This window comes from Bradyrhizobium sediminis, from assembly GCF_018736105.1.
Classification (GTDB): Bacteria; Pseudomonadota; Alphaproteobacteria; order Rhizobiales; family Xanthobacteraceae; genus Bradyrhizobium.
This window is the reverse complement of the sequence record NZ_CP076135.1, coordinates 2,101,382-2,115,384: the sequence shown is the minus strand read 5'-3', so window position 1 is coordinate 2,115,384 and position 14,003 is coordinate 2,101,382. Positions and strand designations below refer to the sequence as shown.

The window sequence follows — 14,003 nt, the reverse complement described above, 5'->3', positions numbered from 1 at the left end:
ATACGCTTTCGGAATCTTGCACTACTGGACGAATATGAGCGGATTGCCGCCGACGTGACAAGAACGACGGCGCTTTATTTTTCGATTGGCTTGGGAACGACGGGCGCGCTCATTGACGGTGGTCGAGATGCGAGCGCAGTTCATCGATCGAGGCGAACCGCATCATGCCTTCGGGCATCTGCGCCTCGATCGAGCCGTCGGAATACAACGAATAGGCCATCCCATCGACGACGCCCGATTTGAGAACCGTCACCGGCGGCTGGTCCTCGCTTCGCGCAGCGCCCGGTGAGCGGTCGGCGGCGGCGCCCGGTTCGGTAAAGGTCGATGGCGTCCGGCCGCTGCGCCGCGCCGGCGCGTCGGCGGCCCTGAGGCGTTCCGGTTTCGGCCAGGCGTCGTCGAACGTCGCCGGCGGCGGCTCGCTTGCTTCGGCAGCCGGCGGCGGGACCGGCGGTGCCGGGCGAAGATCGGGCGACAGAAGGTCGGGCGACAGCGGCTCGCTGCTGCGGCCCTGGGCGCGCTCACGCTCTTTCCGGGACGTCGACGAAAACAGCAGGTTGCGCCGCGGCTTGGCTGCCGGCGCGGCCTCGGCTGGCGCCGGCAGGGCGGGCACGGCCTCGTCCTGCCACGGTACCGCCCCTGGCGACGGCGCGGCGGGTTCTGCGCTGCCGGCGCCTTCCGCCGCCGGCTGGTCGCGGCTGAACAGGAAGCCGCCGCTTTCCGAAGTGCGCGATAACGCGCCCGGGGCCGTCTCCAGCGCAGCTCCCGCGTGCAATCCGGCCGGGCCCAGCCGCCGCGCGATCGTCTTCAGCTCCTTAACCGCGGTCCAGAAGCCGAGCAGAAGCATCCCGGTGCACGCCGAAATTGTACCGGCGAGGATCAGGGTGTTGCCGAAACCGAATTCGTTGATCGGGATTCCGAACCCGATCGCCACCAGACCAGCCAACAAGAAGCCAATCCCGGCGACCAACAGCACGACCATCATCGAATTCACCCCCCGGCCGCGCCGGAAAATGCTGGCCAGCCGCCATCGCCACGATACCGTCATATTGTGCACATCGCCAACCGCCAATTGGGGATGCGGTTCCCGCGAAAAACCCGATCGGCCTCGGTCGGGGATCCGATCCGGTCCTCCGAACCCGTCCGCAAGACCACGGAGCCGATTGGACGCCGCGACGATTGCTGCGTTGCATCAGGGAAATTACGCCACAATTCCCAATTACTTGGAGCCGGAACTGCGCTATATGGATGCCGGGGAACGAGGCCCAAAGCGCCAAAAAGCAGGGCCGCAAGGGGACACCGGATTACCAATAGCCATGTCAGCCATCACGACTTCGGCCATCGATACGCCCTTGCGGCGCTCGGTGGAGCGGACATGCGACGATCTCGCCATCCTTGTGCTGGCGGTGATCGGACTGATCGCCGGCCTGACGTTCCGCGACTATGGATTGGGCTGGGACGACTACACGCACGCCGAATATGCCGATCTGCTGCTGCGCATGTATGGGTCCGGTTTCAAGGACACCGCAGCCCTGTCGTTCGCCAATCTCTACATGTATGGCGGCGGCTTCGACATGGCGGCGGCGCTGCTGCACAAGATCGTCCCGCTGGAGCTGTTTGAAACCCGCCGCCTGCTCGGCGCCGTCGTCGGCCTGATCGGTCTTGCGGTGACGTGGCGGCTTGGCCGGCGTGTCGGCGGCCCGCTGGCCGGACTGGCAACGCTGCTGCTGCTGGCGTTGTGCCCGACCTTCTACGGGCACATGTTCATGAATCCGAAGGATGCGCCATTCGCGGTTTCGATGGTGATCCTGATGCTCGGCCTCGTCCGCCTGGCTCAGGAATACCCCTCGCCCTCGCCGCGCACCGTTCTGATCGTCGGTATTGGCGCTGGCCTGTCGATCGGGTCGCGGATTCTCGGCGGGCTGGCCCTGGTCTATGCCGCGGTCGGCTTCGTACCGTTGTTGCTCGAGGAGTTTCACGCCCAAGGCGCGCGTGAAGCCGCTCACCGCTTCGCCCATGTCGTGTACTTGCTGCTGCCCGGCCTGGTCTTCGGCTACCTCGTCATGGGTCTGGTCTGGCCGTGGTCGATCATGGAGCCGGGCAATCCCTTCCACGCCCTGACCTATTTCTCGCACTTCTTCGAGAAGCCGTGGAAGGAGATGTTCGGTGGCGCGCTGGTGTCGGTGCCGGACATGCCATGGTCGTATCTGCCGACGCTGTTCGCCCTGCAGCTTCCCGAAATCCTGCTGGGTCTTGCCGCTGTCGGTGTCGCCGGCACGTTCATGTCGCTGTCGCGCAGCGGTGTGCCGGCCCGCCGCAAGACCATCCTGCTGATGCTCACGCTCGCGGCGACGCTGCCGCTGGCGGTGGCGATGGTGAAGCGCCCGGCGCTTTACAACGGCATTCGCCATTTCATTTTCGTCATCCCGCCGATGGCGGTGCTAGCGGGCACCGCCTTCGCGTGGACCATGAACTGGCTCAGGGGCACCCGCCGAAGCTGGCAACCCGCCGCCGTAGCCGTTCTCACATTCGGCTTGCTGCTGCCGCTCGGCGAAATGATCCGGCTGCATCCCTACCAATACACCCACTTCAATCATGTCGCCGGGACGGTTCGCTCGGCAGACAACCTGTTCATGCTGGACTACTGGGGCCTCGCGCTGAAGCAGGCTTCCGATGGCCTGCGCGAGGAAATCGTCGAACGGCAGGAAGCGCCGCCCAGGGGGCGCAAATGGAAGGTCGCGGTATGCGGACCGCAACGCCCCGCCCAGGTCGCGCTCGGCCCCGACTTCACGATCGGCTGGGACGCGAACGCCGCCGACTTCGCCATGACGCTCGGCGAGTTCTACTGCAAGGGACTGACCGCGCCTGTCATGGTGGAGATCAAGCGAGACGACGTCGTGTTTGCCCGCGTCTACGACATCCGCGGCCGCAGTATTTCCAGCCTGCTGGCCATTCCGGCGCCATAAGGCGGCGGCCTCGACCCCGCGGCTGGAATTGAAATTTTCGTCATTTCATGTAGCATCGGCCTCAACAACCTCTGCACTGCGAATCCAAACGCCGCCCAATCCCGGGCGGCGTTTTTGTTTGGCACAGGACATGGCGGGGCGACAGGGAACGACGACGCGGGAGAGGCAGGCCATGCCTGCGCCAAGGATACGATCTGTCAATTTATGCACTGTCACCGTAATTCGACGTCGTGCCGTCGCTCGGTGACGCGATGGTCGGGGGGCAACCAGCAGGGATCCAGCGTCACGACCGGCATGGACGAAATCGCCAATATCCTCTGTGGAGGCCGCGTCGAAGGATGTCTTGCGGCTTCTGGACGAACTGGGCAAATAGCGCGCCTCCTTGTCCGCCGATCGCGGATTGCTTTCCTCAACTCCGTTTTGCTTGACGCCGCGCGCGCAAGCGAAATCTCACGACCGCGTGCGACAAATCAACCCGACGGGCAAATTTCCGCTTAACCCGTCGGGCAAATCAGCACTACGACTTCGCGCGTCTCACCCAATGAGAGGGGCGGGTCGCGATCGTCACGAACGCGCGGTGGGATGCGGTGGACGCGGAAGTTGCGACTGACGAGCGTGACTCGAGCGGACGGCGAAGCCGTGTGGTCCTGACGCCCCGACGCTGGCGTCAAGTTCGCGGGAGGCAAAACTTCCCGTGGATGATGGTGGCAAGAAAGCCCGGTCACCAGGGAGAGCGCGCTATAAGCCGTAAACCACTGCGCAGGGAAGGCCGGATTGCCTCCGCTGAACCTGTATGCTCGTGTGCGTTCTACCCAATAACAATTGCACACGGGACCGCGGGTGCAGCGCGCACCCGGTCTTCCCTGCGCCCTCTTCTTTCAGAGGGTGACCATCGACGCAAAGCTCGGGCGCATCGCGCCGCGACAATGCGGACGCATGTCCTCTCGCTGTTTGAGATTTGAATCAGAAAACTCACCCACGTCGTCCCGGACAAGTGAGCGCAAGCGAACGCCGATCCGGGACCCATATGCCGCGGCTTCGCGGTGAAGCTCCGGTGTGAGACGGCATCTTCAACATCATTCGCCGGTGGCTATGGGTCCCTGCTTTCGCAGGGACGACGCGGAAAGATCGCGGTGCCGTAGCGAAGCTCACCCTTCCTGCACGGCTGCTTTACCGCGGCGCCTCCGCGAACGCGCCGAGAATCCGCGCCCACGAACGGATGCCTTTGTGGAAGCTCTTGAGGTCGTACTTCTCGTTCGGCGAGTGGATGTTGTCGTCGTCGAGACCGAAACCCACCAACACCGTGTCGAGGCCGAGCGTGCGCTTGAAATCCGCGACGATCGGGATCGACGCGCCCGAACCGATCAGGAGCGCTTCCTTGCCCCACTCGTCGGTCAGAGCGCGCCTGGCGGCGGCCAGCGGCTTCATGTTCCAGTCGAGCGCGATCGCCGGCGCATTGGAATGGTCGACGAATTCCGCCTTGCAGTCGCCCGGCAGCCGCGCGGTCACGTAATCGCGGAACGCCTGGCGTATCCTGTCGGGCTGTTGCCCCTCCACCAGCCGGAAGGAAACCTTGGCGGAGGCTTCCGCCGCAATCACCGTCTTGGAACCCTCCCCCGTGTAGCCGCCGATGATGCCGTTGATGTCGCAGGTCGGGCGCGACGAGACCTGCTCGATCAGCAGGCGATCCTTCTCGCCGGCGGGAATCGAAAGACCGATCGGCTTGAGGAAGGAATCCGGCGTCAGGTTCAGGTTCTTCCATTGCGCCAGAATGTCCGGCGGCAGGTCCTTCACGCCGTCATAGAAGCCGGGGATGGTGATGCGACCGTTGTCGTCATGCAGACTGCCGAGAATGCGCGTCAGCACCCGGATCGGATTCTGCGCCCCGCCGCCGAAGATGCCGGAGTGCAAATCGCGATTGGCGGCCTTGATCCGCACCTCGTCATAGACGAGTCCGCGCAGCGACGTGGTGATCGCCGGCGTGTTCGGATCCCACATGCCGGTGTCGCACACCAGCGCGAAGTCGGCCTTGAGGTCCGCCTTGTTCTGCTCGAGAAACGGCACGAAATTCTTCGATCCGATTTCCTCTTCGCCCTCGATGACGATGGTGATGTCGACCGGCAGCGCACCCGTCACCGACTTCCAGGCCCGGCAGGCTTCGACGAAGGTCATCAACTGCCCCTTGTCGTCCTCCGCGCCGCGCGCGACGATGATCTTGCGCCCGTCGGCATGGTCGGTAACCACGGGCTCGAACGGCGGACGATGCCAGAGATTGAGCGGATCGACCGGCTGTACGTCGTAGTGGCCGTAGAACAGCACATGCGGCCGTCCCTTGCCGCCATTGGCTTTGGCGACGATGGCGGGGTGACCGGCGGTCGGCCTGACCTCGGTCGCAAAACCGAGCGTCGCGATATCCCTGGCGAGGTGATCGGCAGCCGCCTTGCAGTCTCCGGCATGGGCGGGATCGGCCGAGATCGACTTGATCCGCAGCAGGGCAAACAGCCGCTCGAGGCTGTTGTCGAAATCGGCATCGATGCGATCAAGGACCGGTTGAAGTTGCGCCGCGTTGGACATTGCGATCTTTCCCTGGGCTACGGCATGATCCCGAAAAGTGGAAACCGGTTTTCGGAAAGAGATCATGCCCAACTAAGAAGGTAAGCGACGGGTCTGATTCAGTGAAGCTGGATCGGACCCTGGCGGGGTTACGTTTGGGTGTCAGGTTGTAGCTCGCCGGCGGTTGAAGACAAGACGCCGGTCGTCGCATCGGGAGGCGGATGCAGGATATGCCAGACCAATCCACCCGTTATCACGGCGGCGGCCGCGAGGTTGTTGCCCCAGGCCTGCAGGTCGTTCGGAAACACCGGAAACGACAGGCACATCAGGCCTCCAGCGAACGCCAGGGCGGCCCAGCTGCCCGCCCGCACGGCGGTGCGGGAATCATAGGCCGCCCGATGGATCAGGACGGTGATCGGAAAGAACAGCCACATGAAATAATACTGACGGGCCAGCGGCGAGGCCACCGTCATCAGGCAGAACAGGATGCCGAGCTCTTCCGCATTCGACCGCCGGGTCACGCGCGAGGCCGCCGGCATCACCGCGAGGTAGCCGACCCCGATCAGAAACGATATCGCGAGCACGATCCAGTTGGCGGTCTTGAAGCTGAGATCGGCCAGATTCATGGTGCGCGGCGGCTTGTTCGGATCATCCTGGTTGTAGTTCACCGGCCGCGTCAGCCGATGCGTGACCGCGATGATGGATTGATTGACCCAGGACCAGTTCTGCTCGTCGCGCTGGCCGAACCCCTTCTCGGAGCTCGACCCGACCATTCCCCGGTACCATGTCTTCAGCTCGGAGACGTTGTGCTGGTAGCCTCGGAACGGCGCCGGGAGCACGAACAGCAACACGCCCAGGAACACGATCATGCTCGCGGCGGTCGCCCATTGCCTGCGCCAGATCAGATAGGGAAACACCGCCACCGGGAAGACCTTGATGGCGGTGGCCAGCGCAAACATGCTGCCGGCGATCCAGGGGCGTTCATGCTGCAGCAGCCAGAACCCGAACAGCATCATGGCCAGCAGGACCAGGTTCGGTTGTCCGAGATCGAACATGTCGAACACGAAGGTTATCGTGACGAAGCCCGGCAGCGCGAACAGCCACGGACCGGGGATCCGGCCGGAGCCCGCCATCGCGTGCGAGAATTGCGCCGTCATCCACCACGCCACCGCGTTGAACAGCGACAGGCACAGATAGAGCGGTATCTTGCCGAAATAACTGGGGATCGCGAGCAGGATCGCCGACAGCGGCGGATAGATGAAATCGAAAGTGGTGTCGGGATTGCCGGGATAGAGGTCCTTGCCGCCCAGCACCTGCTGCCCGGCCCAGAACCACAGCGGATAGTCCTTGGTCTTGCCGTTGCCCCAGATTTCCGGAACCAGAACGTCAGCCGTCAGCGCGATGACGCAGACCAGAAACAGAATATCGAGCGGCGCTCGCAACGACGGATATCTCAGCACACTCGGCTTTCCGCAAAATCAGAGGGAGATCACGTCGCGCTTCGAATCCTATCGCCGCAGCAGCCCGCCGAGCGCGCCGCGCACCAGCGCGCGGCCGACCGAACTGCCCATCGCGCCGCCAAGGGATTTCCCGACGCTGGCCGCGACGTTACCGGCCACCTGATTGGTGACCGTCCGCGTGACGCTTCGCGCGATGACCTGACCGGTCGACAGTTTTCCCCGCTTGACGTTGGTGCCGAAGATCGTCCCGACGATGGCGCCGATCTGCGCCAGAATTCCGCCGCCTCCGCCGCCGGCCTGGCCGTCCGCGGGCGCCGCGGTTCCGGCCACGCGCTTCTGCAGCATCTCGGAGGCGGATTCGGAATCGACCGTGGTGTCGTATTTGCCCTTCACCGGGCTCTTGCTCATGATCGCCTTGCGTTCCTCCGGCGTGATCGGCCCGATCCGCCCCGTCGGCGGCCGGACCATGACACGCTCGACCATCGCCGGCGTGCCGTTGCCCTCCAGGAACGACACCAGCGCCTCGCCCTTGCCCAGTTCCGTGATGGCCTTGGTGGTGTCGAGCTTCGGATTGGGCCGGAACGTCTGCGCGGCCGCCGCCACCGCCTTCTGGTCGCGCGGGGTAAAGGCCCGCAGCGCATGCTGCACCCGGTTGCCCAACTGAGCGAGCACCTTGTCCGGCACATCGATCGGGTTCTGCGTGACGAAGTAGACCCCGACGCCCTTCGAACGGATCAGCCGCACCACCTGCTCGATCTTGTCCATCAAGGCCTTCGGCGCATCGTTGAACAACAGGTGCGCCTCGTCGAAGAAGAACACCAGCTTGGGCTTCGGCGGGTCGCCGGCCTCCGGCAACTCCTCGAACAGCTCCGACAGCATCCACAACAGGAAGGTCGCGTACAGCCGGGGGCTCTCCATCAACTTGTCCGCCACCAGGATGTTGACCATGCCCCGGCCGTCGCTGTCGGTCTTCATGAAATCCTTCAGCGCCAGCGCCGGCTCGCCGAAGAACTTGGCGCCGCCCTGATTTTCCAGCACCAGAAGCTGGCGCTGGATGGTTCCGACGGTCTGCTTGGAGACGTTTCCGTATTGCGTGGTCAGGTCGGCGGCATGTTCCGCGACGAACGACAGGATCGCCCGCAGATCCTTCATGTCCAGCAGCAGCAATCCCTGCTCGTCGGCCACCCTGAAGGCGATGTTCAGCACGCCTTCCTGAACGTCGTTGAGATCCATCATGCGGGAGAGCAGCAGCGGCCCCATTTCCGAGACCGTGGCGCGGACCGGATGCCCCTGCTCGCCGAACACGTCCCAAAATACTGTCGAAAACTGGTCGGGCTGGAATGCCAGCTCCATCGCGGCCGCCCGTTTGAGGATGAAATCCTTGGCCTCGCCGACTTCCGCGATGCCCGAGAGGTCCCCCTTGATGTCGGCGGCAAACACCGGAACACCTGCGCGCGCAAATCCCTCGGCCATCACCTGCAGCGAGACGGTCTTGCCGGTCCCGGTAGCGCCGGTGACGAGACCGTGGCGGTTTGCAAGACCGAGCGTCAGCCAGGCCGGCTGTTCGCCCTTCCCGATGAAGATCTTCTCGCCGGTATCGGCCATCTTGTTCTCGGACGTAGCCATTGCATCGCCTCTTCGCGCGCCTACCCAGGGTTTCAGTCGCCAGACGCCCTATCATACTGCATCTTGCAAGCCGATTGAAACCGGTCAACGCCGCCCAGGGGACCCGAAGCCCGGTTCGTCGACTTCGGATCGACCGGCCTCGTTCGATCGGTCGACGAAAGTTGCAGTGAGGCTGCTTGACCCGCGACAAATCTCCGCAGATTCCACGCCTGCTCTTGCAATGCTGCAACACTCGCGGCGCGATCGAGGACGAAAATTACTTTCGAATGCGGTGATCGCTTGTAATTCGTGCAGCAGAAGATCAAGATAAATTCACAAGCAAGGATCCGGCAAACAACGGGTCGAGGGCGGGGCAATATGGACGAACTGATTGGACAGCTGGCTGCAAAGGCCGGCATCGATGAAGCCGTGGCTGAAAAAACCATCGGCATCATCCTGGGTTTTCTCCGCAGCGAGGGGCCTTCCGACAAAGTCCAGGCCTTGATCGACAAGATTCCCGGCGCGGAAGCCGCGATCGCGGCCTCGAGCAACAGCGGCGGTCTTGCGAGGTTGATGGGCGGTGGTCTGATGGCGCTGGGAACCAAGCTGATGGGGCTTGGTTTGGGCATGGGCGAGATTCAGAGCATAGCGCGTGAACTTTTCAAGTTTGGCCGCGACAAAATCGGAGCGGATCAAATGGGCGAGATCATCGCAGGGACGCCGGGCCTCAGTCAGTTCGCTTAAAGCACCTTTTTGATCGAGTACCATGACATACCCCATCTCCGAGATTGACGGCCTGCCAGCCTTCGCCGCTTCGAAACTCAAATCGCTTGGCATCCGCACCACCGACGGGTTTCTCGAGGCCGCCCGCACCGTAAAAGGGCGCAAGGCGCTCGCGGCAAAGACCGGCATCAGCGAGCAGCTGCTGCTCGAATGGGCCAATGTCTCCGACTACATGCGGATTCCCGGCATGGGCAAGGCCAAGGTCGGGCTGGTGCGCGCCGCCGGCGTCACCACGGTTCGCGAGCTCGCGCTTCGCAACCCGGCGCGCCTGGCGCAGAACATGAAAGAAGTGAATACCAGGCGCAGACTCGTCCGGGTCCTGCCGTCGGAAAAGTCGGTCGAACAGCTGATTGAGAAGGCTCGCAAGCTTCAGCCCAAGATCACTTACTAATCCTTTATCGAGCCGCCCCGCAGGCGGCCCGGACGGCGCCCCCGCATCTTGACTCCCATGCGCGGACCGCGCAAAGCGACCGCATGATCGCGACCACGTCCACAACCGCTCCGGCGGCCACCCCGGCAGATCATCCGGCGCTTCGGGCGCTGTTGTCCCGGCCGTATCCAGCCGTGATGGGCGTCCTGAATGTGACGCCGGATTCATTTTCCGACGGCGGACGGTTCATCGCGCCGGAGGCCGCGCTGGCGCAGGCTCGCCGCATGATCGCCGAGGGCGCCGACATCATCGACATCGGCGCGGAATCCACCCGGCCCTATGGCGCGCAACCGATCACCATCGACGAAGAACTGAAGCGCCTGACGCCTGTCCTGACCGAGGTGGTTTCGCTCGGCGTTCCCGTTTCCATCGACAGCATGAAATCGGCCGTGGTCGCTTGGGCGCTCGATGCAGGTGCATCGATCGCCAACGACATCTGGGGCCTGCAACGCGATCCCGCGATGGCGAGGCTGCTGGCGGCACGCCATGCGCCCGTCATCGTCATGCATAACCGCGATCGGGTCGATGCCGGCATCGACATCATGAAGGATATTGCAGCCTTCTTCGCGCGCTCGCTGGAGATCGCCGACGAGGCCGGCATTCCACGTGAAGATATTGTGCTCGACCCCGGCATCGGCTTTGGCAAGACCCCCGAACAGAGCATCGCTGCGCTGGCCCGGCTCGACGAACTCAACGTCTTCGGCCTGCCGTTATTGGTCGGCGCCTCGCGCAAGCGCTTCATCAGCACGGTAGTGCCGTCGGAGCCGCATCAGCGCCTCGGCGGTTCGATCGCAGCGCATCTCATTGCAGCAAAGGCCGGGGCCAGGATCATCCGGGCGCACGATGTGTCGGAAACCGTACAGGCGCTGCGGGTGGCGGCGGCGATTTGGGACAGGCAATGACCGATACGATCTTCATCACCGGCGTCGTCATCCATGCCCGGCACGGGGTGATGGAACATGAGACCGAGGTCGGGCAGCGTTTCGTCATCGATCTCGAGCTCTCGATCGATCTTGCGGAATCCTCGCGCACCGATCGCCTCGCCGACACCGTGTCCTATTCCAACGTGGTCGCGACCGCGACCGCGGCCTTCAAGAACGCCAATTACAAGCTGCTGGAACGCGCGGCCGGCGCCGTGGCCGAAGCTGTCCTGACGGCGTTTCCGAGGGTGAGCGCGATCAAGGTCACCGTTCACAAGCCGCACGCCCCGATCGCCGCGATCTTCGAGGATGTCGGCGTGGTCCTGACGCGGACGCGGCAAGCGCCGTCGCATGGCTGACGTACTGATCGCGCTCGGCGGCAATGTCGGCGACGTCCGCGCGACGTTCCAAAAGGCGATCGCCAACATCTGCGGCATGACGCAAGCAGCGTTGCTCGCGCGGTCCTCGGATTACGCCACCCCGCCCTGGGGCGATGAGCAGCAGGCGCGCTTCATCAACGCCTGCATCGAGATCGAGACCAGCCTCGATCCCCATGCGCTGTTGTTCACGCTGCACAAGATCGAGCAAAAATTCGGCCGCGATCGCGCCCGGGAGAAGCGCTGGGGTCCGCGCACCCTCGACCTCGACCTGATCGCCTATGACGACGTCTCGATCCAGAAACCGGAACTGACGCTGCCGCACCCGCGGCTGTTCGAACGGGCTTTCGTGCTGGTGCCGCTCGCGGAGATTGCACCCGACCGCCTCATTGCGGGACGCAACGTTGCTGCGGCGCTGGCACAGCTATCAACCGAGGGGATCGAGCGGTTGCCCGACCTTGCCTGACCGGAATCCGCTGCCTAAACCCCGAAAACAACCGTTTGGCTTGGCGGCCGCCACGTGGCAATTTCCGGCCAAACAACAGAACGGCCCCAGGGAGCGACCTGCCGGATGACATCTGTAACTGACGACCTGCGGCTGGCGGCGGATTTCGCGCCGGCGAGCTATGACGACTGGCGCAAGCTGGTCGATGGCGTGCTGAAAGGCGCGCCGTTCGAGAGACTGGTCGGCAAGACCTCGGATGGCCTGAAGATCGAGCCGATCTATCAGCGCGCGCGCGGCGCCGCGCCGATCGCAGGGCGGCCCGCGGCCGCGCCATGGCAGATCATGCAGCGGATCGACCATCCCGATGCGGGAAGCGCCAACGCGCAGGCGCTGCACGACCTTGAGAACGGCGCCAATGGGCTGGCCCTGGTATTCGCGGGCGCCAATGGCGCCCATGGTTTCGGGCTCGATCCCTCGGCGGAAGCAGTCGAGAAGGTTCTCGACGGCGTGTTCATCGACGCCGGCATTTCGATCGAGCTGCAGATCGGCCCGCAGTCGCGGACGGCCGCGATCCATGTCGCGGAATATATCAAGCGCAAGGGCCTCAATCCCGCCGCCTGCGATATCCGGTTCGGGCTCGACCCGATCGGCGGATGCGCGGTCTGGGGATCCAGCCCCGATACCTGGCCCGAGATCGTGTCTGCGCTCACCGGCGCGATCAAAGGCTTCGCCGCCATGGAATTCAAGGGTCCGTTCGCTGCGGCCGACGGCCGGGTGATCCATGACGCCGGCGGATCGGAAGTGCAGGAGCTGGCCTTCGTGCTGGCGGCCGGCGTCGCCTATCTGCGCGCCATCGAGAGCGCCGGCATTGCGCTCGAGGATGCGCAAGCCATGGTCTATGCGCGGCTTGCCGCCGATGCCGATCAGTTCCTGACATTGGCAAAGTTCCGTGCGCTGCGTCTGCTGTGGGCGCGGATCGAAAAAGCCTGCGGCCTCACGCCAAAACCGCTGTTCGTTGCCGCCGACACCGCATGGCGGATGCTGACCCAGCGCGATGCTTACGTGAACATGCTGCGCGCGACGATGGCGACGTTCTCGGCGGGGCTCGGCGGCGCCAACAGCATCAATGTGCTGCCGCATACGCTGGCGCTGGGATTGCCCGATCGGTTCGCGCGCCGCGTGGCGCGCAACACCCAGCTCGTACTGCTGGAGGAATCCAATCTCGCCAGGGTGTCCGATCCCGCCGCCGGCTCCGGCGGCATTGAAACCCTGACGCGCGAGCTTTGCGAAGCGGCGTGGTCGCTGTTCCAGGAGATCGAGAAGGCCGGCGGCGTGTTCGCTGCCCTCGAACAAAACCTGATCCAGCGCAAGGTCGCGGCGACGCGGACGGCGCGCGAGGCCAACATTGCCAGGCGCAAGGAAGTGCTGACCGGCGCCACCGAATTTCCGAACCTGCATGAGGCGCAGGTCGCGGTGCTCGATGCCAGGCCAGTTGCGCTCGCGCCCTTTGGCGAAGAGAAACTCAAATTCGATCCGCTGTCGCCGATGCGGCTTGCCGCCCCCTTCGAACGCCTGCGGGACCGCTCGGATCAGCTCCTGAAGAATTCCGGTGCGCGGCCGAAGGTGTTCCTGGCCAATCTCGGCACGCCCGCCGACTTCACCGCGCGCGCCACTTTTGCCAAGAGCTTCTTCGAGACCGGCGGCATCGAGGCGGTCGATACCGAAGGGTTCACCGATCCGGCGGCGTTGGCCAAGGCGTTCAAGGCATCGGGCGCTGACCTGGTGTGCCTGTGCTCGTCCGACAAGGTCTGTGCCGCGCAGGCAACCGGCGCTGCAACGGCCCTTCAAGCAGCCGGTGCAAAGCATATCTATCTGGCAGGCCGCCCCGGCGACCAGGAAGCCGTGTTCCGCGGCGCGGGCGTCAGCGAATTCATTTTCGCCGGCGGCGACGCGCTGGCGGCGCTGCAGCAGGCCTGGCAACTGACGGAGCGAGCATGACTTCGGCCGCGAAAACCGTTCTGACCGGCGGCTGCCAATGCGGCGCAATCCGCTTTGCGCTGTCGGCGCCGCCGAAGAGGATCAGCATCTGTCATTGCCGGATGTGCCAGAAAGCGTCGGGCGCGCCGTTCGCCTCATTCGCCGACATCGATCACGCCGATTTCGCCTGGACCCGCGGCAAGCCCGCCGCGTTCCGCTCCTCCTCCATCGCCGAGCGCGACTTCTGCCGCGATTGCGGCACGCCGCTGAGCTTTCGCCGCATCGACGGTCCCCAAATCGAGATCATGACCGGAACGTTCGATCGCCCGGACATGGTGATCCCGACCCAGCAGTTCGGAACCGAATCCCGGCTCGGCTGGGTGGTGGGCATCGCCAACCTGCCGAGCCAGACCACGCTGCAGAACTACGGTGCGGAGAAGCTACATGGCATCGTCAGCTACCAGCATCCGGACCACGATTGACAGTGGCG

The 14,003-nt window shown here is 64.2% G+C and carries 12 protein-coding genes; 8 read left to right on the top strand and 4 right to left on the bottom strand.

Features of this window, described 5'->3' with window-relative positions:
• Positions 1-109: 109 nt before the first annotated feature.
• The gene (locus tag KMZ68_RS10055) at positions 110-982 is read right to left on the bottom strand and encodes a DUF308 domain-containing protein (RefSeq protein ID WP_215615620.1); all 873 of its coding nucleotides are present in this window, start codon (positions 980-982) and stop codon (positions 110-112) included.
• Positions 983-1,313: 331 nt separating this feature from the next.
• Between KMZ68_RS10055 and KMZ68_RS10050 the strand changes: the two genes are divergently transcribed.
• Entirely contained in the window at positions 1,314-2,963 is a 1,650-nt protein-coding gene (locus tag KMZ68_RS10050) for a glycosyltransferase family 39 protein (RefSeq protein WP_215615619.1), read from the top strand.
• Positions 2,964-4,133: 1,170 nt separating this feature from the next.
• On the opposite strand, the gene KMZ68_RS10045 is transcribed toward KMZ68_RS10050, so the two are convergent.
• The 3 genes from KMZ68_RS10045 to KMZ68_RS10035 all read right to left on the bottom strand — a co-directional run bounded on the left by KMZ68_RS10045 (position 4,134) and on the right by KMZ68_RS10035 (position 8,602).
• Entirely contained in the window at positions 4,134-5,537 is a 1,404-nt protein-coding gene (locus KMZ68_RS10045) for a M20/M25/M40 family metallo-hydrolase (protein WP_215615618.1), read from the bottom strand.
• Positions 5,538-5,665: 128 nt separating this feature from the next.
• Complete coding sequence (locus tag KMZ68_RS10040; protein ID WP_249779579.1) at positions 5,666-6,976, bottom strand: glycosyltransferase family 87 protein; 1,311 nt, start codon at positions 6,974-6,976, stop codon at positions 5,666-5,668.
• 48 nt (positions 6,977-7,024) lie between these two features.
• Positions 7,025-8,602: a helicase HerA-like domain-containing protein gene (locus tag KMZ68_RS10035; protein WP_215615617.1), complete on the bottom strand. Its 1,578-nt coding sequence runs from the start codon at positions 8,600-8,602 to the stop codon at positions 7,025-7,027.
• 357 nt (positions 8,603-8,959) lie between these two features.
• Here KMZ68_RS10035 and KMZ68_RS10030 point away from each other — a divergent pair, with 357 nt between their 5' ends.
• The 7 genes from KMZ68_RS10030 (at position 8,960) to KMZ68_RS10000 (ending at position 13,995) form a co-directional block, all read left to right on the top strand.
• Positions 8,960-9,325 (top strand): DUF2267 domain-containing protein, encoded by a 366-nt coding sequence (locus tag KMZ68_RS10030; RefSeq protein WP_215615616.1) that lies wholly within the window; start codon positions 8,960-8,962, stop codon positions 9,323-9,325.
• A 22-nt stretch (positions 9,326-9,347) separates the two neighbouring features.
• Positions 9,348-9,755 (top strand): DUF4332 domain-containing protein, encoded by a 408-nt coding sequence (locus KMZ68_RS10025; protein ID WP_215602598.1) that lies wholly within the window; start codon positions 9,348-9,350, stop codon positions 9,753-9,755.
• Positions 9,756-9,838: 83 nt separating this feature from the next.
• Positions 9,839-10,696 (top strand): dihydropteroate synthase, encoded by an 858-nt coding sequence (gene folP / locus KMZ68_RS10020; RefSeq protein WP_215615615.1) that lies wholly within the window; start codon positions 9,839-9,841, stop codon positions 10,694-10,696.
• Positions 10,693-11,073, top strand: coding sequence for a dihydroneopterin aldolase (gene folB, locus KMZ68_RS10015; RefSeq protein WP_215615614.1), 381 nt, complete (start codon positions 10,693-10,695; stop codon positions 11,071-11,073). Before folP ends, folB begins: the two co-directional genes overlap by 4 nt.
• Positions 11,066-11,557: a 2-amino-4-hydroxy-6-hydroxymethyldihydropteridine diphosphokinase gene (gene folK, locus KMZ68_RS10010; protein ID WP_215615613.1), complete on the top strand. Its 492-nt coding sequence runs from the start codon at positions 11,066-11,068 to the stop codon at positions 11,555-11,557. The genes folB and folK overlap by 8 nt, the downstream gene beginning before the upstream one ends.
• A gap of 105 nt (positions 11,558-11,662) precedes the next feature.
• Positions 11,663-13,534: a methylmalonyl-CoA mutase family protein gene (locus KMZ68_RS10005; protein WP_215615612.1), complete on the top strand. Its 1,872-nt coding sequence runs from the start codon at positions 11,663-11,665 to the stop codon at positions 13,532-13,534.
• A complete protein-coding gene (locus KMZ68_RS10000; RefSeq protein ID WP_215615611.1) occupies positions 13,531-13,995 on the top strand; it encodes a GFA family protein in 465 nt (154 codons plus the stop codon). Before KMZ68_RS10005 ends, KMZ68_RS10000 begins: the two co-directional genes overlap by 4 nt.
• The last annotated feature ends 8 nt before the right edge of the window (positions 13,996-14,003 follow it).